The sequence below is a fragment of the Mycobacterium aquaticum genome (assembly GCF_002086485.1).
GTDB lineage: Bacteria > Actinomycetota > Actinomycetes > Mycobacteriales > Mycobacteriaceae > Mycobacterium > Mycobacterium aquaticum.
Genome location: NZ_MVHF01000010.1, coordinates 1 through 16,118, shown reverse-complemented (window position 1 = coordinate 16,118; position 16,118 = coordinate 1). Strand labels below are relative to the sequence as shown.

General features: G+C 66.9%; 15 protein-coding genes. 12 read left to right on the top strand and 3 right to left on the bottom strand.

The window, feature by feature from the left end; all coding sequences use genetic code 11:
- Position 1: 1 nt before the first annotated feature.
- The 4 genes from BST13_RS12615 to BST13_RS12600 all read left to right on the top strand — a co-directional run bounded on the left by BST13_RS12615 (position 2) and on the right by BST13_RS12600 (position 3,680).
- Positions 2-853 carry a DUF1707 SHOCT-like domain-containing protein gene (locus BST13_RS12615; protein ID WP_083164276.1) on the top strand — a complete coding sequence of 284 codons (852 nt, stop codon included), beginning with the start codon at positions 2-4 and terminating at the stop codon, positions 851-853.
- A 171-nt stretch (positions 854-1,024) separates the two neighbouring features.
- Complete coding sequence (locus BST13_RS12610; RefSeq protein WP_083164496.1) at positions 1,025-1,570, top strand: PadR family transcriptional regulator; 546 nt, start codon at positions 1,025-1,027, stop codon at positions 1,568-1,570.
- Between the two features lie 49 nt (positions 1,571-1,619).
- On the top strand, positions 1,620-2,699 hold the full coding sequence (locus BST13_RS12605) for an inositol-3-phosphate synthase (protein ID WP_083164274.1): 1,080 nt from the start codon (positions 1,620-1,622) through the stop codon (positions 2,697-2,699).
- 87 nt (positions 2,700-2,786) lie between these two features.
- Positions 2,787-3,680 (top strand): alpha/beta fold hydrolase, encoded by an 894-nt coding sequence (locus tag BST13_RS12600; RefSeq protein WP_083164272.1) that lies wholly within the window; start codon positions 2,787-2,789, stop codon positions 3,678-3,680.
- A gap of 3 nt (positions 3,681-3,683) precedes the next feature.
- On the opposite strand, the gene BST13_RS38695 is transcribed toward BST13_RS12600, so the two are convergent.
- Positions 3,684-4,052: a hypothetical protein gene (locus BST13_RS38695; RefSeq protein ID WP_142282780.1), complete on the bottom strand. Its 369-nt coding sequence runs from the start codon at positions 4,050-4,052 to the stop codon at positions 3,684-3,686.
- A 662-nt stretch (positions 4,053-4,714) separates the two neighbouring features.
- Between BST13_RS38695 and BST13_RS12590 the strand changes: the two genes are divergently transcribed.
- The 5 genes from BST13_RS12590 (at position 4,715) to BST13_RS12570 (ending at position 9,459) form a co-directional block, all read left to right on the top strand.
- A complete protein-coding gene (locus BST13_RS12590) occupies positions 4,715-5,512 on the top strand; it encodes an LLM class F420-dependent oxidoreductase (RefSeq protein ID WP_083164268.1) in 798 nt (265 codons plus the stop codon).
- A 96-nt stretch (positions 5,513-5,608) separates the two neighbouring features.
- Positions 5,609-6,274 (top strand): GntR family transcriptional regulator, encoded by a 666-nt coding sequence (locus tag BST13_RS12585; protein ID WP_083164266.1) that lies wholly within the window; start codon positions 5,609-5,611, stop codon positions 6,272-6,274.
- A 44-nt stretch (positions 6,275-6,318) separates the two neighbouring features.
- Entirely contained in the window at positions 6,319-8,094 is a 1,776-nt protein-coding gene (locus BST13_RS12580) for an ABC transporter substrate-binding protein/permease (RefSeq protein ID WP_083164264.1), read from the top strand.
- Entirely contained in the window at positions 8,094-8,831 is a 738-nt protein-coding gene (locus BST13_RS12575; protein WP_083164262.1) for an amino acid ABC transporter ATP-binding protein, read from the top strand. Before BST13_RS12580 ends, BST13_RS12575 begins: the two co-directional genes overlap by 1 nt.
- Before the next feature lie 94 nt (positions 8,832-8,925).
- Complete coding sequence (locus BST13_RS12570; protein WP_083164260.1) at positions 8,926-9,459, top strand: MarR family winged helix-turn-helix transcriptional regulator; 534 nt, start codon at positions 8,926-8,928, stop codon at positions 9,457-9,459.
- Positions 9,460-9,465: 6 nt separating this feature from the next.
- On the opposite strand, the gene ggh is transcribed toward BST13_RS12570, so the two are convergent.
- The gene (gene ggh / locus BST13_RS12565; RefSeq protein WP_083164258.1) at positions 9,466-10,806 is read right to left on the bottom strand and encodes a glucosylglycerate hydrolase; all 1,341 of its coding nucleotides are present in this window, start codon (positions 10,804-10,806) and stop codon (positions 9,466-9,468) included.
- A 75-nt stretch (positions 10,807-10,881) separates the two neighbouring features.
- On the opposite strand from ggh, the gene BST13_RS12560 reads away from it, so the two are divergent.
- A complete protein-coding gene (locus BST13_RS12560) occupies positions 10,882-11,547 on the top strand; it encodes an SDR family oxidoreductase (protein WP_083164256.1) in 666 nt (221 codons plus the stop codon).
- A complete protein-coding gene (locus BST13_RS12555) occupies positions 11,547-12,179 on the top strand; it encodes a maleylpyruvate isomerase family mycothiol-dependent enzyme (protein ID WP_083164495.1) in 633 nt (210 codons plus the stop codon). Before BST13_RS12560 ends, BST13_RS12555 begins: the two co-directional genes overlap by 1 nt.
- Here the strand turns inward: BST13_RS12555 and leuS are convergent.
- The gene (leuS, locus tag BST13_RS12550) at positions 12,163-15,024 is read right to left on the bottom strand and encodes a leucine--tRNA ligase (protein ID WP_083164254.1); all 2,862 of its coding nucleotides are present in this window, start codon (positions 15,022-15,024) and stop codon (positions 12,163-12,165) included. The two genes, BST13_RS12555 and leuS, sit on opposite strands and share 17 nt — an antisense overlap.
- Positions 15,025-15,246: 222 nt before the next feature.
- Between leuS and BST13_RS12545 the strand changes: the two genes are divergently transcribed.
- On the top strand, positions 15,247-16,118 hold an 872-nt coding region (locus BST13_RS12545; protein WP_142282779.1), incomplete at its 3' end, for an LpqN/LpqT family lipoprotein.

Here is a 16,118-nt window from a genome sequence, read left to right as displayed (position 1 = left end):
CATGACGCGGGCCAAGGACAGCGACCGCAACGACACCTGCAAAGTGCTCGACAGCGCCTTGGAGGAAGGTCAGCTGTCGATGGAGGAGCACCGTCAACGGGTCAGCGCGGCCACCAATGCGACCACGCTGGGCCAGCTCGCCACCTTGGTCGAGGACCTGCAGAACTCCAATGCCCCGGTGCAGCTGCCGACGCTGGACGAACCGCGGGTGCGACGCCTGACGGGAACGGCGCGCGCCGGCTGGGGTGTGCGCTTGGCGATGGCCGTGGTGCTGGTGCTGTTCGGCATCGGTATCGGCTGGGGTCTGTACGGCAACACCACGTCGCCGCTGAGCTTCACCACCGATCCGGGCGCCAAGTCCGACGGGATCCCCGCCAAGGTGCTCACCTCGCCACGCCAGCTGCTCTCGCTCGGCGGGTTCAACGGCCTGTTCGAGCAGATGCGCAAGAAGTTCGGCGACACCACGGGCTATGAGCTGCAGATCAGGGAGGACTGGGCCTCGCTGGACCGCGCCGACCCGAACGACAACCGCCGCAAGATCGAGTACGACTACCGCGGCGGCTGGGGCGACCCGAGCTCGTCGCCGCCCAGTGCGCTCAGCGACGGGGACCGCCTCGTCGACCTGGCCAAGTTCAACTTCGACGCGATCATCGGCATGCTGCGCGGCGCCCCCGAATCCCTCAACGTGCCGCGCGCCGACGTGAAATACACCTGGGTGGAGATCACGCCGTCGAAGGATCCGGCGACGCCGGATGCAGTGAACATCACCATTCGCGTCAGTGGTGATTTCGGCGGCGGCTACATGGTTCTGGCCCCCGACGGCACACCCAAAGAGGTCTACGCCAAGCAGTGATGTGGTCTCGGCGGGCCGTCACGCCGGCGTGACAGTCGAGGGCGACCCGAGGTGACAAAGCACGCACTTTGGCAACCCTAGGTAGCGCTCAATATATCGGCGCGATACAGTGACACGAGGTGTTGATCCGTCGTAGCGATCGACACATGTCCTGTCGAGGGGGTGATTTCGGTGCTGGAGCTCGCCATCCTGGGTCTTCTGCTCGAATCTCCCATGCACGGCTACGAGCTGCGTAAACGCTTGACGGGTCTACTTGGCGCCTTCCGGGCCTTCTCGTACGGTTCGCTCTACCCGGCACTGCGACGCATGCAGACAGACGGGCTGATCGTCGAGGATGCAGCGCCGCTCGGGTCGACCAAGGTGCGCCGCGCGCGCCGGGTTTACCAGCTCACCGACGCCGGCAAGCAACGGTTCGCGGAGCTGGTGGCTGATACCGGCCCACAGAACTATTCCGACGACGGGTTCGGGGTACATCTCGCCTTCTTCAATCGCACTCCGGCCGAGGCCAGGATGCGAATTCTGGAGGGGCGCCGTCGTCAGGTGGAGGAACGCCGGGAAGGTCTGCGCGAAGCCGTGGCGCGGGCCAGCAGCTCGTTCGACCGCTACACCCGTCAGCTCCACCAGTTGGGGCTGGAGTCCAGCGAGCGCGAAGTGAAATGGCTCAACGAATTGATCGCGGCTGAACGACTGGGTCAAAGCCGCCCAGAGAACCCGTAGGCGCAGCCCGCATAGCCGAGCAGTACCGAATTGAGTAAGGAGACCGTCCATGTCTGAGCACGCAGGAGATATCCGGGTCGCCATTGTCGGCGTCGGTAACTGCGCGTCGTCCCTGGTGCAGGGCGTGCAGTACTACCAGAACGCCGACGAGAGCACCACCGTGCCCGGGCTGATGCACGTGAAGTTCGGCCCGTACCACGTCCGCGACGTCAAGTTCGTCGCCGCGTTCGACGTGGACGCCAAGAAGGTCGGCTTCGACCTGGCCGAGGCGATCTTCGCCTCCGAGAACAACACCATCAAGATCGCCGACGTGCCGCCGAGCGACGTCATCGTGCAGCGCGGCCCGACTCTCGACGGCATCGGCAAGTACTACGCCGACACCATCGAGGTGTCCGATGCCGATCCGGTCGACGTCGTCAAGACACTCAAGGACGCCAAGGTCGACGTGCTGGTGTCCTACCTGCCCGTGGGCTCCGAAGAGGCCGACAAGTTCTACGCCCAGTGCGCCATCGACGCAGGTGTCGCCTTCGTCAACGCCCTGCCGGTGTTCATCGCGTCGGACCCCGTGTGGGCCAAGAAGTTCGCCGACGCCGGTGTCCCGATCGTCGGCGACGACATCAAGAGCCAGGTCGGCGCCACCATCACCCACCGCGTGATGGCCAAGCTGTTCGAGGACCGTGGTGTGCAGCTCGATCGCACCATGCAGCTCAACGTCGGCGGCAACATGGACTTCCTGAACATGCTCGAGCGCGAGCGCCTGGAGTCCAAGAAGATCTCCAAGACCCAGGCCGTCACCAGCAACCTGCAGCGCGAGTTCAAGACCAAGGACGTGCACATCGGCCCGTCCGATCACGTCGGCTGGCTCGACGACCGCAAGTGGGCCTACGTGCGGCTGGAAGGCCGTGCGTTCGGTGACGTGCCGCTGAACCTGGAGTACAAGCTCGAGGTGTGGGACTCGCCGAACTCGGCCGGCGTGATCATCGACGCGGTGCGCGCCGCCAAGATCGCCAAGGACCGTGGCATCGGTGGCCCCGTCGAGGCGGCCTCGGCCTACCTGATGAAGAGCCCGCCCAAGCAGCTGCCGGACGATGTCGCCCGCGCTCAGCTGGAGACCTTCATCGAGGGCTGATTTTCTTCGTTGCCTCTGCGCCCAGGGCGTGTGCTTCTCGCACATCGACGCCCTGGGCGCAGAGTCGTTTTCGAGTAGGGTCGGCTCGTGGTCAGCGACGACGAACTACCTGGTCTTGACGAATTCGGGCTCCTGCACGAGAACGCCGAACAGATCGGTGCGACGGGCCCGCTGCCACCGGTCACCCGTGTCGATGACGGCCCGATCAGCATGCTGAAGTGGGGCGACGGCGACCCAGAGGTGGTGTTCCTGCACGGCGGAGGCCAGAACGCCCACACCTGGGACAGCGTGATCCTGGGCCTGGGTCTGCCCGCACTGGCGATCGACCTGCCGGGGCACGGCCGTTCGGCCTGGCGTGCCGACGGCGACTACGGCCCGAAGCTCAACGCGCAGAACCTGATTCCGGTGCTCGAAGCCCATGTGCGGCAGCCACGCCTGGTGGTCGGCATGTCGTTGGGCGGGTTGACGGCGCTGCGCATCGCGGCCACCGGCCCGGCCCTGGTGCCCGAGCTGGTACTCGTCGACGTCACCCCCTCGTCACCGGAACGCCACGAGCAGATGACCAAGGCACAGTTGGGTACCGTCGCTTTGGTGCGGGAGAACCGCATCTTCGGCTCCTTTGCCGACATGCTCGCGGTCACGGTGGCCGCGGCTCCGCATCGCGATCGAAAGTCTTTGCGGCGCGGCGTGTTCCACAATTCCAAGCAACTCGACGACGGCACCTGGACATGGCGCTACGACTCGTTTCGCACGGGCGACGGCTTTGGCGGCCTGTGGGATGACGTCCCGGCGATCACCATGCCCACCACACTGATCCGCGGCGCCAACTCACATTTCGTGAACGACGAGGATGCCGAGATCTTCGCCCGCACCGCGCCCGGATTCCGTCAGACGCACATCGTCGCGGGTGCCGGGCATTCCGTGCAGGGCGATCAGCCTGCCGCACTGGTGGAACTGCTGCGGGGCGTGCTGGCGCACTGACCGTCACGGAAACGCCCAACTCTCGGTCGGCGTGACCACGAAACCCCGCGTCCGTGCGCCGTCGTAGCAGGCGACGCCGCCGCCGTACAACGCCATGCACAATCCCGAATCACCGTAGCCTTCGACGGCCAGCCCCTGATCGAGATGGGCCACCGGACCGGGATATTGCGGCTCGATCGACTGCTCGGCATGACTCCACGTCAGTTCGGAGAGGTCGAGGCTGACACGGTTGACCGCACCGCGGCCGGGTATCGGTCCCTGACAATGGATTCGGACACCGGAGTACGCCGTGAGATCACAGCGCAGACCACCGTCGACGTCGAAGTACCTGGTGATGTTCTTGGGGCCGTCGCCCACCGTGTAGTCCGTCACGCCGTCGATCGCATATCGGCGTGGATCGGGAAAAGTGCTGGGAAGAGCCGCGACTGGACTGAGTGCCGTGGTACCTGCCGCGATCACGAACCCGGTGGTGGGGTCACCCGGAACACGGCACGCCGTCAGCTGATGAGAATCCACAACGCATTCGGAACCTCCTGCGGCCAGCTTGGAACCTGGTGGCAACGGTTTCGCGTCAGGTGGCGGTGTCACCGCTGTCTTCATGAACCAGGCCGGCTGACCGAACCGCACCGCAACCGCGTTCGCTCCCGCAGGTGCACCGGGAATGCTTCCGTAGCAAGAGATTTCGGATGATCCGAAACCGCACGTGGCACCCGTGGGAGTGGAGAACCAGACGCCGCGCCCTGGCTGCGCGTACGCCTCCTCCGGCACGGCGGTGAAGTCATCGAAGCGGGGGAAGTTCGGCGCCACTGCGGATGGCGGCGGAGTCGGCGGTGGTGCGTGTTCAGACGGTGTGGGGCCTGACGGCTCTCGCCCGGCGGGACTGTGACAGGCCGCGACCGTCGCAGCGACCAGAAGCACTGCCGATATGGTCATTCCCAGGTGCCGCACGTTCCCCAGCCTATTCAGATCACAATTCACGGTGAATTCCCGATGCCATCGCGGGCTCGAGCGCCCCGAATCGTTAACGTGAGGTGATGACCTCACCCATTCGTATCGGCGTCCAGCTGCAGCCGCAGCACTCCCCCACCTACAGCTACATCCGCGATGCGGTCCGTCGCTGCGAGGACATCGGCATCGACATCGCATTCAACTGGGACCACTTCTTCCCGCTCTACGGCGATCCCGACGGTGCGCATTACGAATGCTGGACGATGCTGGGCGCTTGGGCCGAGCAGACGTCGCGCATCGAGATCGGTGCGCTGGTGAGTTGCAACTCTTACCGCAACCCCGAACTACTCGCCGACATGGCCCGCACCGTCGACCACATCAGCGCCGGCCGGCTCATCCTGGGCATCGGATCTGGTTGGAAGCAAAAGGATTACGACGAGTACGGCTACGACTTCGGCACGGCGGGCAGCCGGCTCGACGATCTGACTGCAGCACTTCCGCGGATCCGGGCCCGCCTGGCCAAGCTCAATCCCGCTCCCACCCGCGACATCCCGATCCTGATCGGCGGGCAGGGCGAGCGCAAGACCCTGCGCCTGGTCGCCGAGCATGCCGACATGTGGCACGCGTTCGTCGACCGCAGCACCTACCCGGGCAAGGCGGACGTGCTCGGTGAGCACTGCGCGAGTGTCGGGCGCGATCCGGCAAGCATCGTGCGGTCGGCAGGCGTGCAGGACACCGGCGGGATCGACGCCATGCTCGCCGAGGCCGATGCCCTCGCCGACCTCGGCGTCACAATCCTGACCATCGGCGTCAACGGCCCTGATTACGACCTCACCTCGGCCGAGGCCCTGGTCCGCTGGCGAGACGGGCGTAACGGCAGCTGATACGAATTCCGTCGTCCATACATACGACAAATATCGCTGTGCCGCCCATTGCATGCGACACTCTGCGCATCGGTGTCACAGAAGGGGGCTCGCCGGGTGCCGAAGAAGTACGGGGTCAAAGAAAAAGACCAGGTGGTGACCCACATCATCAATCTCGTGATGACCGGCAAGCTACGCACCGGCGACCGGATCGATCGCAACGAGATCGTGCGTGACCTCGGCCTGAGCCGGGTCCCCATCCAGGAAGCCGTCGTGCAGTTGGAGCACGACGGCATCCTGTCCACGCGGTATCACCGCGGCGCCTTCGTATCCCGGTTCGACGAGGCCACCGTCGCCGAACATCATGAGCTGTACGGCATCCTCAACGGCATCGCCTCGGCGCGCTGCGCCACCAACCCCACACCGCGCATCCTGGCCCATCTCGACGACACCCTGCGCATCATGCGCTCGGCCAAGGACACCCGATCATTTCAGGAAGCCTGCTGGCTCTACCGCGACGCGATCAACGACGAGTACGCCGGTCCACGGCTGCAGGCTGCGATCCGGGCAGGCAAAAGCTTTGCGCCCATCGAGTTCTGGGTCGGCTATCCACAGGCGAAGACCGACTTCCTACAGAGCTACGAGGACGAAACCGCGGCCATCCACGCCCACGATCCGCAGAGCGCGCAGAACGCCTGTGTGCAGCGGGCCAATCAGATGGCGCAGATCATGATCTCCGAGTTGACCCGCCGCGGCGTGTTCGGCGACTTGCGGTCGCCTTGAGCAGAACCCCGCACTGCTGCGCGCGTGACCACTAGGTTGCAACGATGAGCATCAGACGGCTACCGGCGCTGATGGCATCGATCCTGATGGTCATGGGGTTGACGCTGGCAAGCCCGGCCCACGCCGACAACGACCAGTGCGCGCCGCCCGGAATCAACAGCGCCAGTGCGCTGCCGACCAACCTGGCGGCAGCCGCCACGGGTCCGGGCGCCGACAAATACACCACCCCGACGGTGCAGCCGCTGAACACCGTCAAGCTGGACAGCCTGGGGCTGGGCACGCCAGGAGTGCTGACCGTCGGCACCCTCTCGGACGCCCCGCCCAGCATCTGCATCAACTCCAGCGGACAGTTCACCGGATTCGACAACGAACTGCTGCGGGCCGTGGCGGACAAGCTGGGCCTCAAGATCAACTTCGTCGGCACGGAGTTCTCGGGGCTGCTGGCCCAGACGGCAGCGCGCCGGTTCGATGTCGCGTCGTCGTCGATCACCACCACCGACGCCCGCAGGCGCACTGTCGGATTCACCAACGGCTACGACTTCGGCTACTTCTCTCTCGTGGTGCCCAGCGGCTCGCCGATCACCGGGTTCGGCAAGCTCGCACCGGGACAGCGCATCGGCGTGGTGCAGGGCACCGTGCAGGAGGCCTACGTCGTCGACACCCTGCACCTGGAACCGGTGAAGTTCCCCGATTACGCGACCGTGTACGCGAGCCTCAAGACCCGCCAGATCGATGCCTGGGTGGCGCCGTCGCAACAGGCCTCGGGCACCGTTCAGCCCGGTGATCCCGCCCAGATCGTCGAAAACACGTTCAGCTTGGACAATTTCGTCGCATGGGCGGTAGCGAAGGAGAACCGGCCACTGATCGACGCGCTGAACTCCGGGCTCGACGCCGTGATCGCCGACGGCACCTGGGCGCGGCTGTATTCGGACTGGGTACCGCGCGCGTTGCCGCCGGGTTGGAAGCCCGGCTCGAAGGCCGCGCCCGTCCCGCAACTGCCCGACTTCAGTGCGATCGCCGCCGCGCGCGAGAAATCTGGTGACCACGACCACGGCGCCGTGGCACCGAAATCCACGCTGTCACAGCTGGCCGACTCGTTCCTGGACTGGGACCTCTACAAGCACGCGATCCCCGTCCTGTTCAAGACCGGCCTGCCCAACACCGTGATCCTGACCATCTCCGCCAGCATCATCGGGCTCGTGCTCGGAATGCTGTTGGCGGTCGCGGGCATCTCGCGGTCCCGGTGGCTGCGCTGGCCGGCCCGCGTCTACACCGACATCTTCCGCGGGCTGCCCGAAGTGGTGATCATCCTGCTGATCGGGCTCGGTATCGGGCCCGTGGTCGGCTCCCTCACCGGCAACAATCCCTACCCGCTGGGCATCGCCGCACTCGGCCTGATGGCCGCGGCGTACATCGGGGAGATCTTCCGGTCGGGCATCCAGAGCGTGGAGGCCGGACAGCTGGAAGCGTCTCGCGCACTGGGCTTCAGCTACACCGCGTCGATGCGCCTGGTGGTGATCCCGCAGGGTGTGCGGCGGGTGCTGCCCGCGTTGATGAACCAGTTCATCTCCCTGCTGAAAGCCTCATCGCTGGTGTATTTCCTGGGCCTGGTGGCCAGCCAGCGTGAGCTGTTCCAGGTGGGCCGCGACCTCAACGCGCAGACCGGCAACCTGTCCCCGCTGGTGGCGGCCGGGTTGTTCTACCTGCTGCTGACCATTCCGTTGACCCACCTGGTCAACTTCGTCGACAACCGGCTGCGCCGCGGCAGGCCACCCGCCGAGGAAGACCCCGTTGCGGCCGTCGAGCAGGAGATGATCTGATGCCCGGTTCCGAACCAGTCTCGTTGACCGCCAAGGGGATCAAGCTGTCCTTCGGGCCGAACGCGGTGCTGCGCGGCGTCGACCTCGATGTGCCTGCCGGGACCACCACAGCCATCATCGGGCCGTCCGGGTCCGGCAAATCGACCTTGCTGCGGACCCTGAACCGGCTCTACGAGCCCGACGACGGCGACATCCTGCTCGACGGGCGCTCGGTGCTGGCCGACAATCCCGACCAGTTGCGCCAACGCATCGGCATGGTGTTCCAGCAGTTCAACCTGTTCCCGCATCGCAGCGTGCTGGACAACGTGACGCTGGGCCCGCGCAAACTCAAGGGCCTCGACGCCGACGCGGCCCGCGAGCTGGGGCTCGCCCAGCTGGATCGAGTCGGCTTGCGGCACAAGGCCGATGTCCGGCCCGCCACGCTCTCGGGCGGTCAGCAGCAGCGCGTTGCCATCGCGCGGGCGCTGGCGATGGCGCCGCAGGTGATGTTCTTCGACGAGGCCACCTCGGCGCTGGATCCCGAACTGGTCAAAGGCATCCTGGCGTTGATGGCAGACCTGGCCTCCGACGGGATGACCATCGTGGCGGTCACCCACGAGATGGGCTTCGCCCGGTCGACGGCGGACACCGTGGTGTTCATGGATCACGGCGCTGTCGTCGAGTCGGGCAGTCCGGAACACATTTTCGACGCGGCCGAGACCGACCGGTTGCGGCGTTTTCTGTCCCAGGTGCTGTGAGCGGCAGAGGGACGAGCTGTGAATTGATGCGCGAGTTTGGCAAACCTCGCAAGCTGGCGTCGCGTCAGGTCCAGACAGGTTAGACTAGCGAACTATGGTGGAGACCGAATCCCAGGTCACCGAGCTGGCAGGGGAACTGCAGCGGGTGCTCTCCAAGGTGTTCTCGGTGCTGCGCCGCGGAGACACCCACAAGGGCACAGCCGGTGAGCTCACGCTGGCTCAGCTGTCGATCCTGCTGACGCTGCTGGATCAGGGCCCCATCCGCATGACCGAACTCGCGGCCCGCGAGCGGGTGCGCACCCCCACCACGACCGTCGCCATCCGCCGGCTGGAGAAACTCGGCCTGGTCAAACGCTCACGCGACCCGTCGGACCTACGTGCCGTCCTCGTCGACGTCACACCCCGCGGCCTCGTCCAGCATCGGGAATCCCTCGCGGCGCGCCGCGCCGACCTCGCGAACCGGCTCGCCCGGCTCAGCAGCGAGGATCTGGAAACCCTTGCCAAAGCACTGGCTCCGCTGGAACGGCTGGCCGGACAGGACCCCGAGGACCAGGGCGCCTCGCACAACGCCGAGCACCGCGACAACTCCGACAACTCAGCAAATTCAGAGCGCCCCGGCTGCTGCTGAGCCCGGTCAACCCAACCAGTCGAGCACCGCGGCCGCGGTCCACGACTGCTGCATGCTACCCAGCGGCTCCCCGGTGAACGGCTCGTAGTACTCGGCGAACGTGCCGTCGCTGGCCTGCCGCAGCCCTTCCCGGCGCAGCGCCGACGACCGCTCGGCCCAGCCCCGCCGGGCGAAGCACCACGAGAACAGCCACGTCACCACAGGCCACACCGGGCCGCGCCAGTACTCCCTGGACCGAAAATCGCGCGACACCGGCGATGTCGACGGGATCAACGCGTAACGCAGGTCCGGATGCCCGCAGAACCGCGGCCCCTCCAACAGGCGCAGCAACGCCCGCTCCCGCTGGTGCGGCAACCCGCCACACAGCAGCGGCGCGAACTGGGCGACCGTCTCGGTGGCCACCCACTTCTTCGTCCGCACGTCGTAATCCCTTGCCGCACCGGTACGTTCATCGGTGGTCTCCACCACGCCCGCGCGGAACCGGTCGGCCCACGCGTAGAGATCGCGCACGTCGGCGTTGGGTCGCTTGTAATCCTCCCCGATCTCGGCGAGCACCTGACAGGCCACCGAGAAGATGGCCGAGACGAACACATCCTCGACCGCGAAGCTCATCACCTTCGGCAGCAGATGGTCCTCGTAGCGCACCGATTTCATCTCCTCGAGCAGCCACAGGTAGCGGTCGTACTCAAGGTCGGACGGACGCTGGCTGGCGTCGGTGACGATGGTGTTGTCCTCGCGCTGGTACTCCGGCACGGCGCCGGGAATCACGTTGGCGTAGGCGCTGTCCCACCTCGGCGAGTTGTCCATGCCGGACTCCCAGCCGTGGTACAGCGTGATCCGGCCACGTCCGTTCTGATCGCGGCTCTCGGCCAGCCAGCGGTGCCAGCGCACCAGATCGTCCCAGCGCCGGTCCAGGAACGACGCCGCGACCGCGCGCGTGGAGCGGCCGCGGGTGCGGGCGTTGTCGAGAATGCGCTGCACGGCGATGGCGTGCACGGGCGGCTGGGTGATACCGGAGGTGTGCCGCGTGCGGGGCGCGTTGGCCGCCAGCGCCGAGGTGGCCCACCGAGCCGGGCCGGGGAAATAGCCGTCGACGCCGTTGGCGAAGACGATGTGCGGGATCATCCCGTTGTGCCACTGCGCCGAGAGCAGGGTGTCCAGTTCCACCACGGCGCGCTCAACGCTCAGTGGCGCCAGCCCGATCGCGACGAACGCCGCATCCCAGCTCCACATGTGCGGATACAGCAAAGGCGCTGCAGTGGTCATCACGCCCAGGTCGTTGCCGCGCAGCAGATAGGCGGCGCGGGCGGCGAGCTGCGTGGGGGCGAAGCTGGGATCCGGTGGCATCCGTACCATCATGCGACGCGCGCGCGAAACTCGCAGGCTCGCCGCCGCGCGCGCCGTCTCAGTAGAGTTGCGATCGTGCCCACCGCGTTGATCACCGGGGCCGGAGGCGGCATCGGCTCAGCCATCGCCGCTGCTCTCGCACCCACCCACACCCTGCTGCTGGCCGGCCGTCCATCCGCCCGGCTCGACGCGCTGGCCGAGCGTCTCGGCGCGCCGACGTGGCCGCTGGACCTGGCCGACCAGGAGTCGATCGAGGCCAGCTCCGAAGTGCTCGCCGAGCTCGATGTGCTGGTGCACAACGCCGGGGTGCTCTATCCGGGCCGGGTCGGCGAGTCCTCGGCCGAGGAGTGGCGCGCCAGCTTCGAGATCAACGTCACCGGCGCCGTGGCGCTGACGCTCGCGCTGCTGCCTGCGCTGCGGGCCGCCCGCGGGCACGTCGTGTTCATCAATTCCGGTGCAGGACAAAAGGTTTCACCTGGCATGGCGTCGTACTCGGCGACCAAGTTCGCGCTGCGGGCGTTCGCCGACTCCCTGCGCGACGACGAGCAGGCACTGCGCGTGACGTCGATCTTCCCCGGGCGCACCGATTCCGACATGCAGCGTGATCTCGTCGCCTACGAGGGACGCGACTACCACCCGGACCATTTCCTGCGCCCGGAAACCGTGGCGGGCCTGGTCGCCACGGCCGTCACCACCCCACCCGACGGGCATGTGCACGAGATCGTGGTGCGGCCCGGGTGATGCCGCGGTATCCGAATGTTTGCGCGCTGGCCCGCGCGGAACGGTCGGAGTTCGTGGCTCTGTTACAGGATTTGACCCCGCAGCAGTGGGACGCCCCGAGCCTGTGCCGGGGCTGGACCGTGCGTGACGTCGTCGCGCACACCGTCGCTTACCTCGGCCAGAGCCGAATCGAACTGACCGCCAACATGTTCCGTGCACGCTGGGACATCGACAGGCTCAATGCGTACGGACTTGCCAAGCACGCCGACACCCCGCCTGAGCAGCTGGTCAGGCAGATGCGCGCCGGGATCGAACCGTCCGGAGCTGCCGCCCTGTACCGCGGCCGCGTGGCACTCATCGAATGCCTGATCCACCAGCAGGACATCCGCCGACCCCTCGGCCTGCCGCGGGTCATCCCGGCCGACCGGTTGCGCGCGGCGCTGAGCTACGCGCGGATCAGCCCCGTCATCGGCGGCGCACGCCGCACCCGCGGACTACGCCTGATCGCGACCGACACCGACTGGTCGGCAGGCGTCGGCACCGAACTGCGCGGAGCCGGCGAGGCACTGCTGCTGGCGATGACCGGACGGGCCTGCGCGGTGGCCGACGAGCTCACCGGTCCGGGCTGCTCGGAGCTCAGACGACGAGGTTGACCAGCCTCCCGGGGACGACGATGACCTTCTTGGGCGTCTTGCCGTCGAGGAATGCCTGCACCTTCTCATCGGCCAGGGCCGCAGCCTCGAGCGCGGCCTTGTCCGCGTCGGCGGCCACGGTGACCTTGCCACGCACCTTGCCGTTGACCTGAACCGGCATCTCGACGGTGTCGTCGACCAGGTAGGCCGGGTCGGCCACCGGGAACGGCCCGTGGGCCAGCGAGGTGTCGTGGCCCAGCCGCTTCCACAGTTCCTCGGCCAGGTGCGGCGCCAGCGGCGCCAGCATCAACACCAGGGGTTCGAGCGCATCGCGTGACGACACGCCCTCCTTGGTGAGGTGGTTGGTGTACTCGATCAGCTTGGCGACGGCGGTGTTGTTGCGCAGTGCCGCATAGTCTTCCGTCACCCCGGCGATGGTCCGATGCAGGATCCGCAGCGTCGCGTCGTCGAGCGCCTCGTGCTCGGCGACGCGTTCGGTGCCGGTGGTCTCGTCGATCACCGCGCGCCACACCCGCTGCAGGAACCGGTGGGAGCCGACGACATCCTTGGTGGCCCACGGCCGCGACGCCTCCAGCGGACCCATCGACATCTCGTACACGCGCAGTGTGTCCGCGCCGTACTCGTCGCAGATCTCGTCCGGGGACACCGAGTTCTTCAGGCTCTTGCCGATCTTGCCGAACTCCTGATTGACCTCGTTGTCCTCGTAGTAGAACTTGCCGTCCCGCTCGACGACCTCGGCGGCAGGCACGTAGCTACCCCGGGAGTCGGTGTAGGCGAACGCCTGGATGTAGCCCTGGTTGACCAGCCTCCGGTACGGCTCGCGCGAGGTCACATAGCCCAGGTCGTAGAGGACCTTGTGCCAGAACCGCGAGTACAGCAGGTGCAGCACCGCATGCTCGACACCGCCGACATACAGATCGACCCCACCGGGATCGTCCGGGCCGTGCAGTTCGGGGCGCGGGCCCATCCAGTAGGCCTCGTTCACCTTGTCGCAGAACTCTTCCGAGTTGTGCGGGTCGGCGTAGCGCAGCTCATACCATGAGCTGCCGGCCCACTGCGGCATCACGTTGGTGTCGCGGGTGTAGCTCTGCAGGCCGTCGCCGAGATCCAGCTCGACGTGCACCCATTCGGTCGCCTTGTTCAAGGGCGGGGACGGTTCGCTGCTCGCGTCGTCCGGGTCGAACAGCACCGGCGAATAGTCAGGTACATCCGGAAGTTCAACCGGCAGAGCCGATTCCGGCAGCGGATGAGCCTGGCCGTCGGCGTCGTAAACGATCGGGAAGGGCTCACCCCAGTACCGCTGCCGCGCGAACAGCCAGTCCCGCAATTTGTATTCGATGCGGCGCTGCCCGCGACCCGCGGCCTCGAGGTGCTCGATGATGGTGGCCTTGGCTGTCTCGATGTCCAGCCCGTCGAGGTAGTCGGAGTTCACCATGGTGCCCTCGCCTGTGTAGGCGGACACCGAGATATCGCCTCCGGCAACAACTTCCACGATGGGCAGCCCGAACTCGGTGGCGAAGTCCCAGTCTCGCTGATCGCCACCGGGCACCGCCATGATGGCCCCGGTGCCGTAGCCGATCAGCACGTAGTCGGCGATGAAGATCGGGATCTTGTGATCGTTGACCGGGTTGGTGGCGTAGGCACCGAGGAACACGCCGGTCTTGGTCTTGTTCTCCTGACGCTCCAGATCCGACTTCGCGGCGATCGCGGCGCGGTACTCGGCGACGGCTGCCGCCGGGGTTTCGGCCCCGTAGGTCCACCGGGTGTCGACGCTGTCCGGCCAGGATGCCGCGGTCAGCTTTTCGACCAGCGGATGTTCGGGCGCCAACACCAGATAGGTGGCGCCGAACAGGGTGTCCGGGCGGGTGGTGAACACCTCGACGTCACCGGCGTCGGTCGCGAAGTGCACCTGGGCGCCGGTGGAGCGGCCGATCCAGTTGCGCTGCATGGTCTTGACCTTCTCCGGCCAATCCAGCACATCGAGATCCTCGAGCAACCGGTCGGAATAGGCGGTGATCCGCATCATCCACTGCCGCAACCGCTTACGGAACACCGGGAAGTTGCCGCGGTCACTCCGGCCATCGGAGGTGACCTCCTCGTTGGCCAGCACGGTGCCGAGACCCGGGCACCAGTTCACCATCGAATCGGCGCGATATACCAGGCGATGGGAGTCGATCACGGTGGCTCGCTCGGCGCGACTCAGCTGCGACCACTGCCGACCGTCGTCCAGAACACGTGCACCCGAGGCGAACTCGGCCTCCAACTCGGCGATGGGCCGGGCCTTGTTCTGCTCCGGATCGAACCAGGCGTTGTAGATCTGCAGGAAGATCCACTGGGTCCACTTGTAGAAGTCGACGTCGGTGGTGGCGAAGCTGCGGCGGGAGTCATGACCCAGGCCCAGCCGGCCCAGCTGACGCCGGAAGTTGACGATGTTGGCCTCGGTGCGGGTCCGGGGATGCGTGCCTGTCTGCACCGCATACTGCTCGGCCGGCAGCCCGAACGCGTCGAAGCCCAACGCGTGCAGAACGTTCCGACCCGTCATCCGGTAGTACCTGGCGTACACGTCGGTGGCGATGTAGCCCAGCGGGTGGCCGACGTGCAGGCCCTCACCCGACGGATACGGGAACATGTCCTGCACGAACATCTTGTCGACAGGGACGGCCGAGCCGTCCGTCGGCGCCAGACTGCCGACCGGGTTGGCGACGTTAAACGTGCCCCGCTCCGTCCAGGTCTGCTGCCAGGCGTGCTCGATCTCCCCGGCCAGCTCCGCGGTGTAGCGGTGCCCCGGGGTGTCGCCCGCACGCGCGGTATCGGCGCCTGGCTGGGTGGTTGCGGGTTCGGTCACGCCCAACAGGGTATAAGGCGACCGCTGCGGGACCGAAATGCCAGCTCACCAGCCATCCATGCGCGCCTGAGGGCACGGCTTGGTATCGGTTCCGTCGCAGCCGTGTCAGGGGTTGATTCCAGGTCGGTTGAGTGCCTGGTGGCAAACCCCCGCCGGTGGATACAGTCGGCGCCTACGCAGGGAAGGGCAGTATCTGCCCGCACCTCTTGGAAGGACCGAGGAATGATCGAGAATGCCCGCCGCTGGCGGGTTCTGGCAGCTGGACTGGCCGTGGGGATGGCCGGTGTCATCGGCGTGGCGGGTCAGACTGCCTCGGCCGAGCCGCTCCTCCCGCTACCTCCCGCTCCGAACCCGGCCAACGTGAACCAGACCGCGACCGTCGCTGCCGCACCGGCCGGGCTGGCCGGCCCAGTCGCCCCCGGGGTCACCGCCCCGGGCGCCCCGGCACCCGCCCCAGGCGTCCCGGCACCCGCGCCGGGGGCTGCTCTTCCGGTCGGCGCTCCCGGATCGGTCCCGCAACTGGCCACCCCGGCCATCGTCCCGGCCGGCTCCGGCACCATCGCCGACTACTTCAAGAGCAAAGGCGTCAAGCTCGAACCCCAGGTCAGCCGAAACTTCACGGCGCTGAGCATCGTGCTGCCGATGCCGCCGGGCTGGTCCACGGTGCCCGACCCGAACGTCCCGGACGCCTTCGCAGTGATCGCCGACCGCTCCAGCACCGACCTGTACACACCGAATGCGCAGGTCGTCGTCTACAAGCTCATCGGCAACTTCGACCCGGTCGAAGCGATAAGCCACGGTTACGTCGACAGCCTGCAGCAGATGGCCTGGCAGACCACCGACATGACGATGGGCGACTTCAACGGCTTCCCGTCGTCGTTCATCGAGGGCAGCTACCGGGCTGACAGCCAGACCATCAACACGTCGAGACGGCACGTCATCGCGACCGTCGGCCCCGACCGCTATCTGGTGTCCCTGTCGGTCAACTCGGGAGCGGCCAGTCAGGGCGTTTCGGCAGCCGCCGATGCCACCGACGCGATCGTCGCCGGGTTCAAGGTGAGTGCCCCCGGCGCGGGTGCCGGGACGCCTGGGGC

Bases quoted from the DNA above. Each gene is read 5' to 3' on its own strand.
- BST13_RS12555 (WP_083164495.1), top strand. From the start codon at position 11,547: ATGCCGCGGTATCCGAATGTTTGCGCGCTGGCCCGCGCGGAACGGTCG.
- ggh (WP_083164258.1), bottom strand. From the start codon at position 10,806: ATGCCACCGGATCCCAGCTTCGCCCCCACGCAGCTCGCCGCCCGCGCC.
- BST13_RS12570 (WP_083164260.1), top strand. From the start codon at position 8,926: ATGGTGGAGACCGAATCCCAGGTCACCGAGCTGGCAGGGGAACTGCAG.
- BST13_RS12590 (WP_083164268.1), top strand. From the start codon at position 4,715: ATGACCTCACCCATTCGTATCGGCGTCCAGCTGCAGCCGCAGCACTCC.
- BST13_RS12580 (WP_083164264.1), top strand. From the start codon at position 6,319: ATGAGCATCAGACGGCTACCGGCGCTGATGGCATCGATCCTGATGGTC.
- BST13_RS12575 (WP_083164262.1), top strand. From the start codon at position 8,094: ATGCCCGGTTCCGAACCAGTCTCGTTGACCGCCAAGGGGATCAAGCTG.
- BST13_RS12605 (WP_083164274.1), top strand. From the start codon at position 1,620: ATGTCTGAGCACGCAGGAGATATCCGGGTCGCCATTGTCGGCGTCGGT.
- BST13_RS12615 (WP_083164276.1), top strand. From the start codon at position 2: ATGACGCGGGCCAAGGACAGCGACCGCAACGACACCTGCAAAGTGCTC.